This is a genomic window from Paenibacillus sp. JNUCC32 (assembly GCF_014863545.1).
GTDB lineage: Bacteria > Bacillota > Bacilli > Paenibacillales > Paenibacillaceae > Paenibacillus_AQ > Paenibacillus_AQ lautus_A.
The window spans coordinates 2,553,977-2,573,243 of sequence record NZ_CP062260.1 but is presented as its reverse complement, the minus strand read 5'-3'; the positions used below and the strand labels follow the sequence as shown (position 1 = coordinate 2,573,243).

The window sequence follows — 19,267 nt, the reverse complement described above, 5'->3', positions numbered from 1 at the left end:
AATGATCCTAATATCGAGCTTTGGAAACAGATCGGAAGGAGAGTGTGGCTTATGCGGGAAAGCGAAACCTGTGTACCGACCGGCGTGAAACCCCAAGACACCGGCTTTGGATATACACTGTCCTTAATCGGCGGCAAGTATAAAATGATCATCCTGTACTGGCTGTCAGAAAAAAAGATCATGCGGCATAACGAGCTGAAACGAAGCATCGGCTCCATATCCTTTAAAACGCTTAGCATCATGTTAAAGGAGCTGGAAACGGATGATCTTATCGTTCGGACGGAATATCCCCAGGTTCCCCCGAAAGTGGAATACACTTTATCCGAACGCGGACTTTCTCTCATACCTGTATTACACATGATGTGCGAATGGGGAGAGAAGAACAGTTTGAGCGCTCCGGAAGGTGTACAGCGTGAAGCTTGACGACGGCCGATGTAACTAAAGAAGTATTTCCTACAGCAGGAAATACTTCTTTTTTACTTTGTTGCAGCAACTCATCATAGGTTGTCTAAGAACTTCAAATACTGCCGGGCGCTTATATCCAATGTGCTTTGGGGCGGCCACGGCTCCATGTCGGGCGCGTTTCCGCCAGGTTCCTTCTCCTGCCCATAGAAAGCATAGAACGAACGATAATCGGCATCGCAGTATAAGAACGTTGTCTCCAATGGAGCCAGCAGCTGCCCCAGGGTGTGGCGGTACCTTCCGTCTTCCTGATAATCTTCCTCTTTAATGCCGGCGGATACGGCTAATGCGACCTTGCGTTTCTTTAGTTTATCGCCTCCATTCGAACCATAAGCCCAACCATAAGTCAAAACATCATCCAGCCATTTTTTTAGGAGCGGCGGGCAGCTAAACCAATAAACGGGGAATTGCAAAACTAAAATTTGATGCGATTCTATGAGCTGCTGCTCTTTTTCCACGTCTATGATTCCGTTCGGATACGCTTTGTGCAATTCGTGAACGGTATACTTATCCGGGTATTGCCGGAGTTCTTCTACCCAGCGCTTATTGATGATCGATGTTTCTATGTTCGGATGCGTTACGATAACGAGAGTTTTCAAAAGATGATTCCTCCTTGGATATGATGTATGTTCTAGAGTATAAAGGGCTCGCCGGTTTGATGTAAGTATGCACTTTTCTTACAGGTACTTACCTAAAGGTGAGCGTTCTGGGGAAACGGCAGGTCCGATCCGGTGCCACGGAAAAACAATCTATCAACTTTATGAAATTTATGATATATAATTATTTGCATTGAAATGCATCGGAATGGACACGTGCGGGTACATATTCTCTAGATCGATTTATCGGATCATCGACAAATGCATGTAGGGCTCGCATTAGGAAATAGTATAAGTATCATATTAATTTCATCGAAGGAGTTCTTTGTTGCATGGTAGACTTTTTTATGAATTTCAATCCCATCATCCAAGCATTGCTGGCCACCTTGTTTACCTGGGGGATGACGGCGTTAGGTGCGGCTCTTGTTTTTGTTACGAAAACATTGAACCAGCGCTTGCTGGATAGTATGTTGGGGTTTGCCGGTGGCGTCATGATTGCGGCCAGCTACTGGTCATTATTGGCACCGGCCATCGAACTGTCGGAAGGCAATCCGATCGGGAACTGGTTTCCGGCTGCGTTCGGATTTTTATTAGGCGGAGTATTCATATGGGGAATCGATAAGATTCTACCCCATCTTCACCCCAATTCTCCGATGGGAGGAGCGGAGGGATATAATCCGAGAGTGAGGAAAAGAAGCACCTTGCTGGTTCTGGCCATCACGCTGCACAACATTCCGGAAGGATTAGCGGTGGGGATCGCATTTGGGGCTCTTGCGAACGGGGGAACGGAGGCATCTCTGGTGGGAGCTTTGACGCTGGCCCTAGGCATCGGCATTCAGAACTTCCCGGAGGGCGTAGCGGTCTCGATGCCGCTCCGCGGTGACGGAATGTCGCGGAAAAGAAGCTTTTTTTATGGACAGTTTTCAGGAATGGTCGAACCTATCGCCGCGGTGATAGGCGCGGTCGCCGTAGCCTTCATTGAACCCATGCTGCCTTATGCCTTGAGCTTTGCGGCCGGAGCGATGATCTTTGTCGTAGCCGAAGAGGTGATTCCAAGCTCACAGGAAAAAGGCAACAAGGATTTGGCTTCGATGAGTTTGATGTTCGGTTTCGTACTGATGATGATTCTGGATGTGGCATTGGGATAGTACTTGATTAAAGAAAAAGTCGCGATCTTTGCGGCTTTTTTTTGTTTAAATGCATAGTCTGCAGTGTATTCCCAAGCTTTACTAGACTTAGGTCGGGGTTCCAATCTCATTCGCGGGGTCAATGCTCATTTCCCGTAGGGATGTTATACTGAACAGGACTTCAGTAATTGGCAAAAAAAGAGAACTCATACAGGGATGATATGGAAGGAATGAGGAACACGTTATGAAGAAGAGAACAGGATTCTTGATCGTGGCAATCGGCGTGCTGCTGCTGATCTTTACGATGAACCCAAGGAACATTTTTTCGGATATTCAATTCGGCTTTTCCTTTGACACCAAGAAGATAAATGAAGAGCAAACGTTTGATGCGGATGATTACCGGGACTTGACGGTGAAGACCGGAAGCATCGACATTCATGTCGTCCAAGGAGCCGCGGATCAGATCAAGGTGCGGCTGAGTGGAAAGGCAAGTTCGAAATATGCCGACCAGGTGAAACTGCAGGTTGAGCCGAACGGCGATTCGATGACGGTTGGCGTCGAAGAAGATCATGGCATTAATCTGGGTATAAGCATTATGGATCTACAGTTAACGGTGGAGTTACCGGAAAAGAACTGGGAAACGGCCAAGATCGAAAGCGGGAGCGGTAATATCGAAGTAGAGAGCTTACTGGGAGACGAGGTTACCGTCAAGGCAGGCAGCGGCAATGTCAATGCCCAGCAGGTGAACGCCGGCGAGCTGGCGGTGCATACCGGCAGCGGCAATATCGAAGTTGAGGAGATTGAAGCCGAATCGGTGGCGCTGCAATCGGGGTCCGGCGAAATCTCGGCAGACGGCTATCATGCCGAACAGCTGAGCTTTCAAAACGGCAGCGGCAACGTTGAGCTGAGTGATGGAGAAGCGGCTTTGCAAGGCAAGACGGGATCCGGCAATATCCGCGTAGATGCGGAACGATTGGTTCATGATGCCGATCTGCGAACCGGCAGCGGCAACGTGAGCATTGATCTGGCTCAAGAACCTACTTCGTTGGAAGTCGATTACCAGGGAAGTTCCGGTGAGGGAAATATTCGGTTGGATGGAATGCGTTACGAGGTGAAGGACGAAGACAAAGGAAGACTGAAGGGAACGCTTGGCAGCGGCGACGTGCTGTTGAAGGTTCGCACGGGCTCCGGAAACTTCAAGCTGGAATAATTCTGTGCATAAAAGAGACGAGAAGACATCCTAACGGGGATGTCTTTTTTGTTGTGCATGAAGTCAACAAGGTACAAAAGCCAAGGTGAAAATTATCGATTGAAGGCGAATGCAGTGTGTATAATGAGGAAGAATATTTGCTTCCAATTTATAGGTGAGGAGACATGATATGCTTCCGATTCAATTGCATGAAATACCCGAGTCGATTATAGATGAAGTAGGTACGGTATCCAAGCTGGAATTTCCAAGACAGGGTCATACATCGGATGTAGGAATACTGGAAAACGAGCAGGGGCGATTTATTCTAAAGCGAACGAAGGGAGAGCAGTACAACTCGTGGCTGGCACAAGAAATCCGCGTTCTGCATTCTCTGCAAAAGACATCGTTGCTGGTCCCTTCGGTTTACAGGTTCGTGGAAGATAAAGAAAACAATCAATCGTGGGCGTTGTTGAAGTTTTTCGAGGGTGAAACATTAAGGCAGGCACTGGTCCGCGAGAAGAACTCGGAAAAAAAGCATGAGACGATATTCAATTTCGGTGCGATTTTGTCCGCGATTCACGCTACGCCCTGCCCTGAAGAAATGAGGGGAGAATCCCCTTGGCTGGATGACATGCTGCTCCGTGCAGAATATAACCTAAGACATTACAACGTTGATGGAACCGCTGAATTATGGGATTCGTTGAATAGGAACAAACCCCTGACTATAACAAACACCTTAATACATGGTGATTTCACGATTGATAATGTTTTGGTTCGCGACGGAAACATTGCGGGCATCATAGATTGGAGCGGTGGAGCGCTTGGTGATCCAAGGTATGATGTGTCTTTGGCGATACGCCCTAAACCGAACGCGATTGAAACCGAATCGGAAATCGACGTTTTCTTTGAAGGATATGGGAGAGGAAGGATTAGCGAGTCGGAGTACAAGTACTTTGAAGAAGGATTATATGCATTTTTCTAGATAGGATCGGGGGGCTAATCACCATCACCTGATTATGATTCGTACTAGAACAGCTGACGATTCGAAACCGTCAGCTGTTCTTATTCATATTAAGCTATGAGTGCCAAGCTTCCACTAGTAAGCAGCGGACCAAATTAAAAACCAAAAGCCTGCTGAATCAGTTTCGCGTAGATGGCCGCCGCTTCCTTCCGCAGAAGATTGTCCGTTGGCCGGTAATCGGCCGCACCGTTTGCATCCTTGGTCACTTCGGGACCATGCATGCCGGTTCCGACCATAAACTGCACCGCTTCATCCGCCCACGCGGCCGGTTTCGTACGGAGTTTGGACGGGACGGCCTTCGCGCCAAGCGCATGATGTGCAGTCCGCCATATGATAACTGCAGCCTCTTGGCGCGTGATCGGCTGATCGGGTTCGAAATTCTGGTTCGTCTTGCCGATCACGGCGCCCATATCCGCAGCATTCTGCACATAACCAGCAAGCGGGTGCCCTTGCATATCTTTGAATATGCTTACGCTTTCGCTAGGCTTCATGCCGGCCAGCCTGCTGATGACGCTGACAAACTCGGCCCGGGTAATCGGTTCATCCGGCCGGAAGCTGGATTGTCCTTTATCCCCGAAAGCCTGGAGAGACTGAGCGAAGTAAATGTCCTTGGCATAAGGATTTTCTTCAGGGACGTCGTTGTAAGGAGCAGGATTCGGGAGCTTCTCGGACATACTGTCGATGGCCGTGTAATACATGTACGCAACATCACCGTTATCATCTTCCTTAAACGCGGCGGGTACGCCGTTCTCATCCACAAACCGCAGCGGTCCGACCGGTTTGAGTTTATGCTCGCCCATGGCATCGTTAACCAGCAGCTCGCCTTGTCCGGCAGTCACCTGGGTGGCGATAATCGGAGTCCTCAGGCTTCTGTATAGGCCCTCGAATTTCTGCAGCTGCTCCTGATGGAGTGGGAATGAATTCTCTGAGCCCTGCTTTTTCGGATAGAAATGATCCATGAACGCGACGAAAAATTCGCTGCGGATCGAAGCGCTCTTGTCGCTGTTAACAACGATCAGACCACCGACATTCTGGTCGGGAAGCAGCCAAAGCCAGGAATGGTAGCCCTCCAAATCGCCGCCTTTGCCAATCACCGTTTGGCCGTTATGGCTGTTGTGCATGAACGACTCGAAGCCGTAAGACGTCAACGGAATGCCAGCGGCATCATAATGCGTCTTGTGCATCAATCGCGTCGTTTCCTCCTTCAGGATGCGGGCCGATCCGAATCGGCCCTCGTTCAGATGGGCAGTAATGAAATTGGCCATATCGGTACCGCTGGCGAACATGCCGCCTTCAGGTGCGATGGTAGGCACGTTCTCGTAAGGCTTTATCGGTTGTTGATCGACATTGTACCCCGTGGCAAGATTCGCGATGATATCGTCGTTCATTCGAAATGCGGCACGCTTCATGTTCAGCGGGTCGAATATTTGCTTTTTGATATAATTCTCAAACGGCTCTCCAGATACGCTCTGGACAATATATCCCTGCATGGAGGATGCCAGATTGTCATACCGGTAAACTTCACCAGGCGTACGAACCACAGCCGGAGCATTCACCCGGATAAAATCGGCGAGCGGAATCTCGCCCTTCTGAATGATGTGAGGCGGAACCGAGTAGCTGTCCGTAAAATCGAAGCCCGTCGTATGCGTCAGCAAATGCTCAACGGTGACGGGGGCGCCGGTAAGGTTAGGGATCTTCACATCCGGCATGTATTCGGTTATGTTTTGCTTCAGGTCGATTTTCCCGTTCTCGACCAGCTGCATGACCGCCGTTGCGGTAACCGATTTCGATATCGATGCCATGCGGAACAATGTACGATCCGGATCAATCTTCTTCTTGGATTCAAGATCGGCGTAACCGTAGCCCGTATTCAACAGCACCTTGTCGTCTTGTACGACCACTACTAGTGCGCCTGCCAGCATGTCCGAAACCTGGGGATCGGCAAAATAAGCGTCAGCGAAAGCCTTGACTTCGTTGGAGCTTAGTACCGGTGCCCCCGCATGCCGGGATTCGACTGCGACTTCTGCGGATTTGGCCGCTGCCGCATGAATATCGACGGGGAAAGCCAGCAGACTGGCGGACAGCACGGAGGCTGCCAATACACGAATGGTTCTTGACTTGCTTTGTCTCTTCGGCTTCATGGGTTCCTCTCCTTATCACATATGCATTGGATTTCCACTTAATGGTAGACCATGCAGGGAGGAGGAAGAACAGTCCCAAGAAGGAGTTTGAATTGGATCCGCGGCAGGAAACCAGACTCGACTTTGGTCCAGGGAATTGTATTGGCAAGCCGTGCAATGCATAATTTATACCATGAATCTTTTAAAAGTATAATAAAATTTTAAAAAGTCTGTTAAATCTTCGGATTCATATACTATAATTGTATTAATAGTAAATGTTATATATTGGGGATGATACAATGAACTTATTCATGAAGGAGAGCGGAAACATTCATGCGTCAAGGATGATCGTATTTTTGCATGGGGGCGGGGTAAGCGGCTGGATGTGGAACAAGCAGCTTCCCTTTTTTAAAGACGATTACTGCCTGGTTCCCGATTTACCCGGACACGGCGGCAGCTCCGCCAACGGGCCCTTTTCTATAAAACGCACTGCAGCCCAGATCAATGAGGTCATCTCGAATAAGGCGGACGGAAGGGAAATTATTGTATTCGGTTTTTCCTTGGGGGCGCAGATTCTCGTGGAAATGATGTGCCAACGACCTCAACTCATCGATTACGCAATCGTAAACAGCGCTTTGCTTAGGCCGATGCCGGCTGCGCTCAAGCTGATCGAACCTTCTGTACGAATGACCTTTCCGCTGACCAAATACCGATGGTTCTCCAGATGGCAGGCAAGCACGCTGTACGTGAATCGGGATGATTTTGAACAGTATTATTCGGAATCCCTGCATATGCCCTCGGAGCTGCTGGTTTCGGTGCTCAAGGAAAACATGTCCTATGCAATCTCTCCAAGCATCAAAGAATCTTCGACGAAGGTATTGGTCACGGTCGGGGAGAAGGAAAGAGCCAGCGTTAAAAAATCAGCCAGGGACCTCGTGCAGCTATCCAACCTTGCGGAGGGGATCGTGTTTCCCGGTATCGGGCACGGCATACCGCTTGCCGATCCGGCATTATTCAACCGTGTAACGGGGAAGTGGCTGAACACCGGGGAACTGCCGGAAGATCTTCCTCAGGTGTAGTACGGAGGCGAGGAAGATCAGGGATTCCATTTTACAAATTAGCAGTGGACTTTGCCCTAAGGGCAAGGTGTAAAGTGATCTTGAACCAAGAGTCTATATACGGAAAGAGGTGGATCCTTGCTGCCGATCGGGGAATTCTCCAAACTATGCGAAGTATCGACGAAGACGCTTCGGTATTACGATGAAATCGGATTAATTCATCCGGATCAGATCAGTCCGGAAAACGGGTATAGGTATTATTCCATCGGTCAGCTAAAGAGAATGCTCTATATTAACCGGTTGAAGTCTTACCATTTTTCACTGGACGAAATCAAAGAAATCTTAGCGGGGGAACCGGGTCACTCGGATGAGAAGCTTTACACGGCCCTTCACCGCAAGCGTCGGGAAGTCCAGCACAAATTAGATATGTATCATCATGCCCTGAACCGAATGGACCAGGATATCCTGAGTCTGGAAAAGGGCATCGACGTGATGTCGTACCTGAATCGAATTGAAGTGCAGCTTGTGGATCGGGCGCCAATGCATCTTCTTTTCATTCGCCGGATGATGAGCAGGGAGGATTATGCTCTGGGTTATGGCAGGTATTTTAGCGGGTTATATGAACAGATTGCCAAGGAGAAGCTTACATTGGTTGGTACGCCCATGACGATTTATCACAGCTCCGAATACAATCCCGCAGGCAATGACACCGAGTTTGCCCTCCCGGTCAAGGAGAGGGTTATTGGAACGAGGGACCTGGAGGGAGGACGATGTGCCAAGTCTGTTTGGAAGGGTTCCTATTCGGATTTGACATCGGTATATGCCAGGCTCAGGGAATGGATAGAAGAAGAGGGATACGCATTGCGCCAATCCCCGTATGAAATCTATGTAACCGATCCGAATCAAGCCACGGCTGCCGAGCACTTGGTTACTGAGGTCTATTTTCCCGTGTCGAAAAAACAAATAAAAAATGCGAGGTATCTCTAATGAAGAGAGAGTATTGGCCAACGAAGGCATGGCAAGCCGCTGCCCCTGAAGCCTTGAGTTTGGATGCCGGCAAGCTTTCGGACCTTGATGCTTTGATCCCATCCGAATACGGCAACATCAACGGTATGGTCGTGGTGAGAAACGGATATATCGCATATGAAAAATACGATCATGGTTGCGGCCCGGAGGATACCCACCATGTGGCATCGGTCACCAAGAGCGTTTTATCCGCCCTCATAGGCATTGCCATCGGTGCCGGTTATATTGACAATTCGGATCAAAAGGTGCTGGATTTCTTCCCCGAATATGAACACAAGTCCGCTGATCGGCAAATACAAGACATTACGCTTCGCCATCTTCTTACGATGACGGCTCCGTATCCCTTTGAGGACTGGCGCGAGCCATTGGACAAAATGTGCATGCAGCCTGATTGGGTAGCATATACGCTTGATATGCTGGGGGAAGGCGGAACCCTGGGAGCGTTCAAATATTCCACCGCAGGAGTGCACCTGCTGTCAGCCATTATCACCCGCACCACCGGAAAAAGCGCACGCGCCTTTGCGAACGAACACTTGTTTAAACCGATTGGCATGACCGAAATCCCGGATCATGACATGGGATCATTCGGATTTGATCATTTATTCGGTAAAGACGTCAGGGGATGGGTCAAAGACCCCGGCGGCAACACCACGGGTGGATGGGGCCTTACGTTAAGCCCGCGCGATATGGCGCGTTTCGGTTTTCTGTACCTGAACCGCGGCCTATGGGACGGACAACCGATTATACCGGGAGATTGGATAGACCAATCAACGGCGATGAACGCTAACCAATACGGTTATTTGTGGTGGCTGAGGGATGAGGACGGAATTTATACATATTCGGCCGTAGGCGATGGAGGCAATATCATCTGCTGCATTCCGGATAAAGATATGGTTGTAGCGATTGCATCGTCCTTTATCGCCAATCCGCGGGATCGATGGACCTTGATAAAGGAAGGCGTGCTTTCCGCTGTCATAGAATAAATCGAGGAACGTAAACGCCATTCGCGCTATCTTCTTTCCTTGTTACGTACCTGGTTCTCATCGCAATTCCGTTCTGCTAGAATATGTATAATCCGATTACTAAGCAAATGCACCCAGCTTCAGAACGGCTTAGCAGCTGACATTCGTTCGCCACATGACGAAAGAAAGGTGAGCAGGTAACATGAAAGACCTGCAAATGAACCGATATGATGCGAACAGCCGCAGTCTCCAGACTGCGGCTGCTTGTATCATATGGAAGAACTGTTCCCTCATCATGAAGGCAAGCATGTTGTTTACGCCAGTTCCAGCACAACCATTTGATGATTATCCAGATTGGGAACCGTATAGTTGATCTCCCCCTGACTCCCAATGGTATAAGGAAGCTCTTCCATCGAGGGGGCCAGATAGACCCGCCGGATCGAAGGCGCCGCAGGGAGGCGCAAGCGGACGGAAACATCCCGCAGCGGTACGATGTCCTCGATGACTTCAATGCGCCCCTTCAGGACAGGAGAAGCATAGAGAAGGTGATTGATATAGCGGTTTTCTTCCTGCTGATACTGCAGCGTTGCGATGCCCCGTGCCGGCAAATCGCAGCGCAGAGTAGGCTGCGGCAGGAGCCGGTCGATCGCATGCAATACCATCTCCTTCAGAATGAGATGGCCGTTGTCCGCATAGTCGCCGAACACATTCCATGCGATGTAGATGCCGTTTGTGCTCTCGATCATCCCCGGGCCGCCGTCTTCTCCGTCGCTTGGCGTGTGCTGATGTGAGCAGAACGTGAACACATCGCGGTTGAAGTACGGGTTCTCCCGGCTGCCAAACGTTCGGCCGCCGTTCAATTCAACCAGCTGACCTTCACCGTACATTACGTACGATGCAGGCATGAGAGGTCCTGGAACAAAGTCCGGGCGGAAATAAGACGGACGGTATGGGCTCTGGCCCTGCCAGTTCAATCCGAGATCCAGTGCAAACGCGTCGCCTGCCGCATTCAAGCCCGAACGACCCGAGGCTAGAACTTTTCCTCCGCCCGCGGTGAATGCACGGATGTCCTCTTCCAATTCGGGCCATATCGGTACCTCGTCCGGCAGAATCAGCACGTTGTAGAGGCTAAAATCAGCACTTGCATCCACGATGTCGTAAAGGTAATGCCCTTCGGTCAGGATGCGTACCGCACCGGCATCCGCCAGGTTGTTCCGGTCATTCGACTTCCGTGCTTCCGGGCAAGCCTCCCAAGCAGCCTCCAGCGACAGGACGGCGATGTCCGCCACGGAAGAGGTTGCGCTGCACCAAGGCTCTTTCGCTTCCACCTCCGCATAGGCTGTGCCGATCAAGGCGTAGGTTGCTTCATCCATAAGACCCGAAGGATGAAGCTGGTCACCGATCGAGCACTTGGCGCCATGGGCGAGACTGAGCGCCGTTTCGAAGCGCAGTGCGTTCGGATGCTTGTAACCGCCGAATTCGCCCCAGGAGGTATGGAATTTGCCCGTCATGCCGAGATAGTCCATGCCTAGCGTCTGTGCATAGCGTGCGGACAGCGGAAAGTGATCGTAACCCCAGCCTCCGGTAGGAAGCGATTCGAGTTCCAAATGGCTGTTGACTTGAGCAAGGTCGCGGCGGCCGCGACGTTGATGGCCGCTGTTATGGAATACCGGCAGACCGGGTTTGATCTCATCGATCGTTTCTCTTACCCGGCGGGCATAGTTCAGGTAGGTGGATTCGCCTAACGCGGCAACGGCAGCTTCATCGCGAGGGTCATGACCCGCTGATTGCAGCGCGGTCACGCAATGCTGGCACCGGCATTGACGGATTCCGACGATGTCAAGAAAAATGCCGTCCGCATCATACCTGGAAACTACCTCGCGGATTTGCGCCAGCAAGATGTCCAGGTAAGGCGTGTTGAAGCAAAATTCATGGTAACCGGGCGTCATGAAATCTTTTGCCCAGCGTGTACGGTCTTCCGCGTCGCGGATCAGCCATTCGGGATGGCGCCGCGCCAGCTTTTCGTCCAGCCCCGCGGATAAGTACACCGGCGTCTTGACGCCGATTTCATGGGCAGCCGAGATCATTTCGCCCAGCAGATCGAATGAGAGATGTGGGTGCGTTTCATTGGCTTCGCTCGGATGGTAAGCCCAGCCGTGATGGCATTTAGAAAACACGGTGATGGAATCGACATGCCCAGCGCGCAGCATGTTCTGAAACTGGGGTTTTGAAAACCGGCTACCGATGCCGGGAATGGCCTCGGATGTATGGAAGTCGAGATGAACCTGACGAAAACGCATACGTAAACAGCCTCCTTAGTCGCTATATGAGAGCGGTTTCTCGTGATCAAATGTACCTCTTTTTCATGCGGGCAACCAGTGATAATATAGACTTTGATTAGCACAAAATGAACTTGCGAAAAGGAGGGGATGGCTGTGATGTGCTTAGAATTCGCCATACCGCCGCTGCCGCAATTCGTTACGGCCGGACATGCCGTATGGAAGCCGGGAGACAGGCATTTCGCCCGCACCTTCGGCGTTTATGACCTGCTTCTGGTCACGAAAGGAACGCTCTATATGACGGAAGAACAGACGGAGTATGAGGTCGGCGCGGGAAAGCTGCTGGTGCTGGAAGCGGGACTGCCGCATGTCGGACACCGAGCCTGCTCGGAGCATACGGAGATTTATTGGGTGCATTTCATTCATGGTCATCCGGCCGCGCGCATCCGTCGGGAAGATATTCCCTGGTCGAACCTGCTGTCCAAAGGCACGGTAGAAGACGTTGAGCCTTCTCCGCAGCAGCGCATGTACTTGCCGAAGTTTGCGCCCTTCGAGGTGCAAACCTTGGAGCCGATGCTGCGCGGATTGAACGATACCCACAACAGACTGAACGGGGAAAATGCGCTCCAGCTCCACCTTTTGCTGACCGAGCTGTTTGCCGCGCTGCAGGCTGGCTGCGCCCGGACATCCGAGCCGGAGCCTTCCGTCCGGCTGGCCCAGGCCGCCGCAGCCTATTTGAACGAACATTGGAAGGAGCCGTTTGAACGGGCCGCGCTGGAGGAAAAGCTCCACTTCCAAGCGAGTTATATCGCAAGATGCATGAAGAGGCATATCGGCAAAACGCCACTGCAGTACGTGCTGCACCTGCGCCTGGAGGAGGCCAAGAAACTGCTTGGCGGCACGGTGCTTGGCATTTCCGAGATCGCGGAACGCGTGGGAATCCGCGATTCGAACTACATGACGCGCCTGTTTACCGCCAAGGTTGGCATGACGCCAGGTGCTTATCGGCAAATGCTTCGGCAGAAGAGGGATGGCGAGGGGCGGGTCACCTGAGCGGCCCTGATCATACGACAATACCCAGAGATACGGTCAGTGCGTATCCCGTACAGGGTAATATTTCGAAAATGCAGATTGACAATGAAAATCCCGGCGGCTTATAGTAAAGCCACCTAAACTTGCAGGAGAGTGGTCCCATGAACTTGCTGCAAACCCTCCGCTCTCGCAAATATTTGCAGCGGATTATCCTGAGCTTTATGCTCGTCGTCGCCATGCTCGCCATCGCCTCCCTCTTTCTGAACGCCGCCGCCCGTGACAAAGTGTTGAGCCTCCAGCATGAGGCCGACGTCAAGCTGCTCACCCAAATCAACTACAACATTGAGAACATGAACGGGATCGTGAAGGATTTGGCGGTATCGCTGTATAACGACGAAGAGCTCATCGCACTGAAATCCGGGGCGGATTATAAGCAGAGCATCCTGAAGATCGAACGTTTGAACCGCACGGTTGCTGCTTCCCCGTACTTGCACGCCGCCGTTTTTTATAACGGCAAACAGGGCCGTTTTTTCTCGTCGCTGAGCCATGATATGGATACGCGCGTCCTTTACGGCGCATTGGAAGATTACATGGACGCTCGTGCGGACCTGCCGAAGCTGCAGCTCATTCCGCTCGATCTCGACGGGGAGAACGAAGGCATCGACGTGTTCGCATTTTTCATATATGATGGGCCGAGCCTCGGTTCCGTCAATCGGAACGCGCTGATCTTGACCGTGAAGCCGGGGTGGATGCTGGACAATGTGAAAGCGCTTAATCGGGTCGCCGAACGGGAAAACGACGTCCTGTTCGTTACGGACGGCAATGGTCAAGTGCTGATGGCGGGCGACCGCAAGCTACCGCCCGGGCTGGACATCAAGAGAGATTTACTCGGACGGATGGGCTCGGCAAACCATGCACCGGACTCCTTCATCCATCAACAAGGCGATAAGAAATATAAGGTCACCTATTTAAGCAAAGGTTTAAACGACTGGCAGATCATCAGCCTTCAAGACTATGACGACGTGCTGGGCAGCGTCCGCCAGATGCGGTGGACGGAGATGGCCGTGACATTGTCCGTGGCCGTGCTGGCTTTGCTGCTGTCCGTACTGATTTCGCTCCGGCTATACAAACCGGTAGGACGCCTGCTTACGCTGGTGCCCTACGATGGACGTGGAGACGCCAAAGCCATGGATGAGCTGTCCCTGATCACGGAGAACGTAACGGAAATGATCGGCAAGCTCAGAGGATTGGAACAGGAGCGGGCCACGCAATGGAATATCGCCAAGTTATATCATCTGCGGAGCCTGATCGGCACAAGCGACAGCATGGACGAAGCAGCGTTTATGCGGATGAAGGAGCAGTACGGGATCGATATCGTGCATCCGTCGCCGCTTCGACTTGCGCTTGTGCAGCTCGACGACCTGCAAAGCCAGGTCCTGCAGCCGGTTCCCCGGGCGGAAGAGCTTTATTCCTTCGCCATCGCGAATATCGGCCAGGAACTGCTGCGCCATGGCGGCTCCTGCGAAGCGGCGGATATGAAGAGCGGCCATCTCGTTTTTGTTGTCGGGGGCGATTCCGGTCACCTCGAGTCCTTGCACGAACGCTTCCGTGAACTTCAGCAAACCATTCTCCGCTTCTATCGGATTACGTTCACCGTAACGCTAAGCGATACCTTCGAGGATTATCGCCAGCTTACGAAACATTACAATCTGGCGCTCCGGCATTCCAACTATCGCATGATATTCGGTAAGGGCGCCGTGATCCGGCCGGAGATGATCCGCAGGAACGAGCGAAACGAATCGCTTACCATTCCGAAGGAACTGGAACGCCGGCTGACGGAGGGCTTAAAGGGCGGCAATCCGGACGAGACGGAGCAAGCGATTCGGAGCTGGAGGGAGCATCTTGCCGAGTTTAGCTTTGACGGCATGTTTTCGGCGCTGCTGCATTTGACCATGACGCTGAGCCATACGCTTGGTGAAATGAATAATAACAACTTGAACCCGGTGTCGGTCAATCTGCAGGCAATCAACCGCCGCATTCTCGAAAAAGAGACGCTGGACGAGATCGAGTGCGTGCTCCTGGACGTCGTGCGGGAGGTGTTCGAGCAGCGCAGGAGCGGACGCGAGGATAAAAACCGGCTGCTTGCGGATACCGTCAAGGAAATGATCGATAAGCATTATGCCGATCCGGACCTCAACGTGCAGAAGATCGCCGATATGCTGAAGATGAGTTCCGTCTATTTGGGGCAAGTGTTCAAGGCGCAGGAAGGTGCGACGGTAGTCGACCAGATCAACGCGACTCGGCTTGCCCGTGCCCAGCAGTATCTGGAGCAGCAGCAATTGACCGTGGCCGAAATCATGGAGAAGGTAGGCTTCGGTAATGAAAGCTATTTCTATCGGCTGTTCAAGCGCCGGTATGGAACGACCCCGAAAGAGTACCGCCTGAAGTGCGCCATCGAGCGCAGTACTTAAATCGCACAGGTTCCATCAGACCCGCAGGCGAGTGTTGCCGTTTGCGGGTTTTTGCCATGCCGTGCTCCGACAATGATATCCATTCGAATGCGGGCGAACCGGCAGATTCGATACAATCTGAGAGCCCCCGTCGACCAGTTGGATCAACGCTTAACTGAAAAGTACTGTCTCCACTGCTCCTGCACCTTGGGCATCGCATCGATGATGGGAGAATGGTAGCCTCTTAGTGTCGGCAGAGGCCCTGAAATTTTGCAAGTGCAGCAATCTTGGATCTATACAGCCGGCTGTACAGAATTCCGAAATCCCTACAGTCCGCCTGTACAGCAATCCTGAAATTGTACAGTAACGGAAAGTACCGCGTTTGAGCTATCGTTAAACGTGCAAAGCCTGGAACGCAGGCAAGAAGTGCACAAGGAAAGGAAGGGGCTTTCGCTATGTTGAAGAAGATTACACGATCGGGCTCTATGGGCGCGGAACCGGCGAACCGATCGGGAACCGGGCCCGACCCGGATTCAGAACCAGCCGGCACTCGCCCAAAAAAATCGGCGCTTCGCAGGGAGCTTCGCCACTTTCGAAACAACCGCGAGCTGTTTCTCTTATCCCTGCCGGGGATTCTGTACAAGCTGATTTTTGCCTATATTCCATTGGTGGGATTGATCATCGCCTTCAAGCATTACCGCTACGATCTCGGCATATTCGGCAGCGAATGGGTAGGTCTGGAAAACTTCCGTTATTTGTTCTCGACCGATACGGCTTGGCGGATCACGCGCAATACGGTGCTGTATAATGCCGCTTACATTGCAGTTACCACGGCCGCTGCGCTGTTGTTGGCCATTCTGATGAACGAGCTCAGGGCGAAATGGAGCAAATTTTATCAGACCGCGCTGTTTCTGCCCCACTTTCTATCCTGGGTGCTGGTCGGATACGTGGCATATGCCTTCCTGAACCATTCCGACGGTTTCATTAACCGCACCTTGCAAATGTTCGGCATGGATCCGATCAGTTGGTACCAGACGGCCGAGGCATGGCCGGCCATTCTCATTCTTGTTCATTTATGGAAGGCAGTCGGCTTCAACACGCTTATTTATTTTGCGGGCATTATCGGCATTAACAGCGAGTATTACGAGGCAGCCCGGATCGATGGTGCGACGAAATGGCAGATGGCCATGAGAATTACGGTCCCGCTGCTGGCTCCGCTGGTCATCATTCTGCTGATTTTGTCCATCGGCAACATGTTCCGCGGCGACTTCGGACTGCATTATTTCATTCCGAACAACTCCGGCTTCCTGTACGGATCCACGGATATTATCGATACGTACGTATACCGCGCACTGCGAGAGATCGGTAATGTCAGCATGTCGGCCGCCACGGGCTTCTATCAGTCGGTTGTCGGTTTCGTGCTCGTGCTGGCGGCGAACGGGATCGTGCGCAAAATCAATCCAGAGCATTCCCTGTGGTAAGAAGGAGGATATCCGATGCCAAAGAAGTTCGAACTATCCAAAATGTTGATCCATCTGCTGTTCATCCTGCTATCGCTGGCCATCGTCCTGCCGTTTCTGCTCGTTGTCGCGGTCTCGCTGACGGACGAAGCGTCGCTTACCGACAAGGGCTATCAGTTTTTTCCAGAAACGTTCAGCCTGGAGGCTTATCGCTATCTTCTCGACGCACCCGACATTTTGCTGCGGGCATACGGGGTCACGATCACGGTGACCGTCATTGGAGCATTGGCAGGGCTTTTGCTCACCGCGATGACCGCATACGTCATCTCGAGACCGGATTACCGCTACAACAGGGTAACGACGTTTTACGTGTTTTTCACGATGCTGTTCAGCGGCGGGCTCGTCCCTTCCTATATCCTCATCACCCAATACCTGCATTTAAAGGACAGCTTGCTTGCCCTAATCCTGCCGGTTCTGCTCTCGCCCTTCAACATCATGGTCATGAAGGGATTCATGTCCAAAATTCCGCTTGAAATCGTGGAATCCGCCAAAATCGACGGGGCAAGGGAGCTGCGCATCTTTTTCCGGATCATATTGCCGCTCTCCACGCCGGCCTTGGCCACGCTGGGTTTGCTTATCTCGTTCACGTACTGGAACGAATGGTTCAACGCCATGCTGTATATCGACGATCCCGACAAGGTGCCGCTGCAGCTGCTGCTTGTGCGAACGCTGGGCAGCATCGAGTTCATAACCTCCAATTCGGAATTTTCGCAGCAGCTGGGCATCGATTTATCCAGCTTCCCGAACAACTCGGCAAGAATGGCGATCGCGGTGCTGGCCGGCGGGCCGATGCTGATCATCTTCCCGTTCTTCCAACGGTTCTTCGTGAAAGGGCTTACGGTTGGCTCCCTTAAGGGTTAACATACATCAACCAATAAACATTCAGGAGGTCATGTCATGAAAAAAAGATTATTCGGATTGCTCGCGGTCATCATGATCGCCATGTCCGCGCTTGCCGGCTGCGGAGGCAGCGGCGGGAAGAGCGATACGGGCAGCGGAACGACCGGCACGCAAGGATCGACACCGGAGGCGAGCGGCGCTAGCGGGCTTGAGCCCGCAGAGCTGACTTGGTATTATCCGCTGCTGCAGCTGCAGCCGGACCAGAAGAAGGTTGAAGAGGAGATCAACAAAATCGTGAAGGAGAAGCTGAACGCCACCGTCAAGCTGATGCCGGTCGCAATCGGGGATTACGTGCAGAAGATGAATACCGTACTGGCGGCAGGCGAGAAGTTCGACATTCTCTGGACCGGTTACATGCTGAAACCGGAAGAGCTTGTACGGAAAGGGGCTATTCAACCGCTGAACGGGCTCCTGGATGAGTACGCGCCGCAGCTGAAGACGGACGTCCCTCAGGTGATGTGGGATGGCCTCTCGGTGGACGGGGAAATTTACGGCATCCCGAATCAGCAAATCAACGGGTCGAGATACGGCTTTATCGTGCAGAAGCGGTTTGCCGACAAATACGGCTTGGATCCATCCACGATCAAAACGATAGCGGATATTGAGCCGTTCCTTGAGCAAATCAAGCAGAACGAGCCGGGCATCATTCCGATCGGCCTGTTCGGCGGCTCGTTTGTCAACCCGCAGGCGCATGACGATCAATATTGGGTCGTTCCGGGACTTGACGATCATTTCTACATCAAGACCGATGACCCTTCCTACACGTTGCATCGCTATCCGGAGGAGGAGCTGGACAATTTCCGTCTGGCCAGCAAATGGTATAAAGCCGGGTACATCCACAAGGACGCGGCCACGGAAAAAATGACCGACTACCAATCCAAGGGCCAGATCGCGGTCGAGTTTGACGTCACATTGAAGCCTGGGGTCGAGGCAGAGGTCAAGCCGAAGAACGGCGGAAACGATGTCATCATCATCCCGCTCAGCGATTGGTTCTCCAACGGTTATTCGGCAACGACCAACCAGTCGATCAGCCGCACTTCGCCGAATCCGGAACGGGCCATGATGCTGCTCAATCTGATCAACACCGATAAGGAGCTCTATAACCTGATGATCAACGGCTTAGAGGGAGTGCATTACGAGAAGCTGAGCGGGGAGTATATCAAAGCGATGCCGGATTCCAGGTATCGTCCGAACATGGATTGGGTCTTCGGCAGCGTCTTCAATTCCTACCTGAAGGAAGGCCAACCGGAGAACATATGGGAGGAAACGAAAAAAATCAACGAAAGCTCTGAAATCAATCCGGTCGGCGCCTTCAAGTTCAATTCCGAGCCGGTCAGCACGGAAATCGCGAACCTGAATGCCGTATGGGGCGAGTACAAACGGGGACTCGTGACCGGCACGCTCGATTTCGAGGAGACCTGGCCCGTTCTTTACGGCAAGCTGAAGGAGGCGGGCGAAGATAAATACGTGGAGGAGGTGACGCGTCAGTTCGAGCAATTCCTGAAAGATAAGGGCTTGAAATAAT

15 protein-coding genes are annotated in these 19,267 nt (G+C 52.1%); 12 read left to right on the top strand and 3 right to left on the bottom strand.

The genetic code is table 11. The features are described from left to right. The first annotated feature begins 51 nt into the window (after positions 1 to 51). On the top strand, positions 52 to 423 hold the full coding sequence (locus JNUCC32_RS11390) for a winged helix-turn-helix transcriptional regulator (protein WP_096775632.1): 372 nt from the start codon (positions 52 to 54) through the stop codon (positions 421 to 423). A gap of 74 nt (positions 424 to 497) precedes the next feature. Here JNUCC32_RS11390 and JNUCC32_RS11385 read toward each other — a convergent pair whose 3' ends face one another. Further along, positions 498 to 1,061, bottom strand: coding sequence for an NAD(P)H-dependent oxidoreductase (locus tag JNUCC32_RS11385; RefSeq protein WP_192572091.1), 564 nt, complete (start codon positions 1,059 to 1,061; stop codon positions 498 to 500). A 329-nt stretch (positions 1,062 to 1,390) separates the two neighbouring features. Here JNUCC32_RS11385 and JNUCC32_RS11380 point away from each other — a divergent pair, with 329 nt between their 5' ends. The 3 genes from JNUCC32_RS11380 to JNUCC32_RS11370 all read left to right on the top strand — a co-directional run bounded on the left by JNUCC32_RS11380 (position 1,391) and on the right by JNUCC32_RS11370 (position 4,356). Then, positions 1,391 to 2,206 carry a ZIP family metal transporter gene (locus JNUCC32_RS11380; protein WP_015735029.1) on the top strand — a complete coding sequence of 272 codons (816 nt, stop codon included), beginning with the start codon at positions 1,391 to 1,393 and terminating at the stop codon, positions 2,204 to 2,206. Positions 2,207 to 2,429: 223 nt separating this feature from the next. Further along, entirely contained in the window at positions 2,430 to 3,395 is a 966-nt protein-coding gene (locus tag JNUCC32_RS11375) for a DUF4097 family beta strand repeat-containing protein (protein ID WP_192572090.1), read from the top strand. A gap of 169 nt (positions 3,396 to 3,564) precedes the next feature. Beyond that, the gene (locus JNUCC32_RS11370) at positions 3,565 to 4,356 is read left to right on the top strand and encodes a phosphotransferase family protein (RefSeq protein WP_192572089.1); all 792 of its coding nucleotides are present in this window, start codon (positions 3,565 to 3,567) and stop codon (positions 4,354 to 4,356) included. 134 nt (positions 4,357 to 4,490) lie between these two features. On the opposite strand, the gene JNUCC32_RS11365 is transcribed toward JNUCC32_RS11370, so the two are convergent. Then, positions 4,491 to 6,536 carry a serine hydrolase domain-containing protein gene (locus JNUCC32_RS11365; RefSeq protein WP_192572088.1) on the bottom strand — a complete coding sequence of 682 codons (2,046 nt, stop codon included), beginning with the start codon at positions 6,534 to 6,536 and terminating at the stop codon, positions 4,491 to 4,493. Between the two features lie 278 nt (positions 6,537 to 6,814). On the opposite strand from JNUCC32_RS11365, the gene JNUCC32_RS11360 reads away from it, so the two are divergent. The 3 genes from JNUCC32_RS11360 to JNUCC32_RS11350 all read left to right on the top strand — a co-directional run bounded on the left by JNUCC32_RS11360 (position 6,815) and on the right by JNUCC32_RS11350 (position 9,582). Continuing rightward, a complete protein-coding gene (locus JNUCC32_RS11360; protein WP_192572087.1) occupies positions 6,815 to 7,594 on the top strand; it encodes an alpha/beta fold hydrolase in 780 nt (259 codons plus the stop codon). Positions 7,595 to 7,711: 117 nt separating this feature from the next. Continuing rightward, positions 7,712 to 8,560 carry a MerR family transcriptional regulator gene (locus JNUCC32_RS11355; RefSeq protein ID WP_192572086.1) on the top strand — a complete coding sequence of 283 codons (849 nt, stop codon included), beginning with the start codon at positions 7,712 to 7,714 and terminating at the stop codon, positions 8,558 to 8,560. Next, on the top strand, positions 8,560 to 9,582 hold the full coding sequence (locus JNUCC32_RS11350) for a serine hydrolase domain-containing protein (RefSeq protein ID WP_192572085.1): 1,023 nt from the start codon (positions 8,560 to 8,562) through the stop codon (positions 9,580 to 9,582). Before JNUCC32_RS11355 ends, JNUCC32_RS11350 begins: the two co-directional genes overlap by 1 nt. A 293-nt stretch (positions 9,583 to 9,875) precedes the next feature. Here JNUCC32_RS11350 and JNUCC32_RS11345 read toward each other — a convergent pair whose 3' ends face one another. Continuing rightward, positions 9,876 to 11,861: an alpha-amylase family protein gene (locus tag JNUCC32_RS11345; RefSeq protein WP_192572084.1), complete on the bottom strand. Its 1,986-nt coding sequence runs from the start codon at positions 11,859 to 11,861 to the stop codon at positions 9,876 to 9,878. Positions 11,862 to 11,999: 138 nt separating this feature from the next. Here JNUCC32_RS11345 and JNUCC32_RS11340 point away from each other — a divergent pair, with 138 nt between their 5' ends. From JNUCC32_RS11340 to JNUCC32_RS11320, 5 genes are all read left to right on the top strand, one after another. After that, on the top strand, positions 12,000 to 12,893 hold the full coding sequence (locus JNUCC32_RS11340) for a helix-turn-helix domain-containing protein (protein WP_228468995.1): 894 nt from the start codon (positions 12,000 to 12,002) through the stop codon (positions 12,891 to 12,893). Between the two features lie 140 nt (positions 12,894 to 13,033). Then, positions 13,034 to 15,343, top strand: coding sequence for a helix-turn-helix domain-containing protein (locus tag JNUCC32_RS11335; protein ID WP_192572082.1), 2,310 nt, complete (start codon positions 13,034 to 13,036; stop codon positions 15,341 to 15,343). 434 nt (positions 15,344 to 15,777) lie between these two features. Continuing rightward, entirely contained in the window at positions 15,778 to 16,803 is a 1,026-nt protein-coding gene (locus JNUCC32_RS11330; RefSeq protein ID WP_192572081.1) for an ABC transporter permease, read from the top strand. A 15-nt stretch (positions 16,804 to 16,818) separates the two neighbouring features. Beyond that, complete coding sequence (locus tag JNUCC32_RS11325) at positions 16,819 to 17,703, top strand: carbohydrate ABC transporter permease (RefSeq protein WP_090913611.1); 885 nt, start codon at positions 16,819 to 16,821, stop codon at positions 17,701 to 17,703. Positions 17,704 to 17,739: 36 nt separating this feature from the next. After that, entirely contained in the window at positions 17,740 to 19,266 is a 1,527-nt protein-coding gene (locus JNUCC32_RS11320) for an ABC transporter substrate-binding protein (protein WP_192572080.1), read from the top strand. Position 19,267 lies beyond the last annotated feature (1 nt).

What these genes read in the sequence shown, in the direction of transcription:
- JNUCC32_RS11325 (WP_090913611.1), top strand. Translation starts at nt 16,819, where the DNA reads ATGCCAAAGAAGTTCGAACTATCCAAAATGTTGATCCATCTGCTGTTC.
- JNUCC32_RS11335 (WP_192572082.1), top strand. Translation starts at nt 13,034, where the DNA reads ATGAACTTGCTGCAAACCCTCCGCTCTCGCAAATATTTGCAGCGGATT.
- JNUCC32_RS11365 (WP_192572088.1), bottom strand. Translation starts at nt 6,536, where the DNA reads ATGAAGCCGAAGAGACAAAGCAAGTCAAGAACCATTCGTGTATTGGCA.
- JNUCC32_RS11340 (WP_228468995.1), top strand. Translation starts at nt 12,000, where the DNA reads ATGTGCTTAGAATTCGCCATACCGCCGCTGCCGCAATTCGTTACGGCC.
- JNUCC32_RS11370 (WP_192572089.1), top strand. Translation starts at nt 3,565, where the DNA reads ATGCTTCCGATTCAATTGCATGAAATACCCGAGTCGATTATAGATGAA.
- JNUCC32_RS11345 (WP_192572084.1), bottom strand. Translation starts at nt 11,861, where the DNA reads ATGCGTTTTCGTCAGGTTCATCTCGACTTCCATACATCCGAGGCCATT.
- JNUCC32_RS11360 (WP_192572087.1), top strand. Translation starts at nt 6,815, where the DNA reads ATGAACTTATTCATGAAGGAGAGCGGAAACATTCATGCGTCAAGGATG.
- JNUCC32_RS11330 (WP_192572081.1), top strand. Translation starts at nt 15,778, where the DNA reads ATGTTGAAGAAGATTACACGATCGGGCTCTATGGGCGCGGAACCGGCG.
- JNUCC32_RS11390 (WP_096775632.1), top strand. Translation starts at nt 52, where the DNA reads ATGCGGGAAAGCGAAACCTGTGTACCGACCGGCGTGAAACCCCAAGAC.
- JNUCC32_RS11320 (WP_192572080.1), top strand. Translation starts at nt 17,740, where the DNA reads ATGAAAAAAAGATTATTCGGATTGCTCGCGGTCATCATGATCGCCATG.
- JNUCC32_RS11350 (WP_192572085.1), top strand. Translation starts at nt 8,560, where the DNA reads ATGAAGAGAGAGTATTGGCCAACGAAGGCATGGCAAGCCGCTGCCCCT.
- JNUCC32_RS11380 (WP_015735029.1), top strand. Translation starts at nt 1,391, where the DNA reads ATGGTAGACTTTTTTATGAATTTCAATCCCATCATCCAAGCATTGCTG.
- JNUCC32_RS11375 (WP_192572090.1), top strand. Translation starts at nt 2,430, where the DNA reads ATGAAGAAGAGAACAGGATTCTTGATCGTGGCAATCGGCGTGCTGCTG.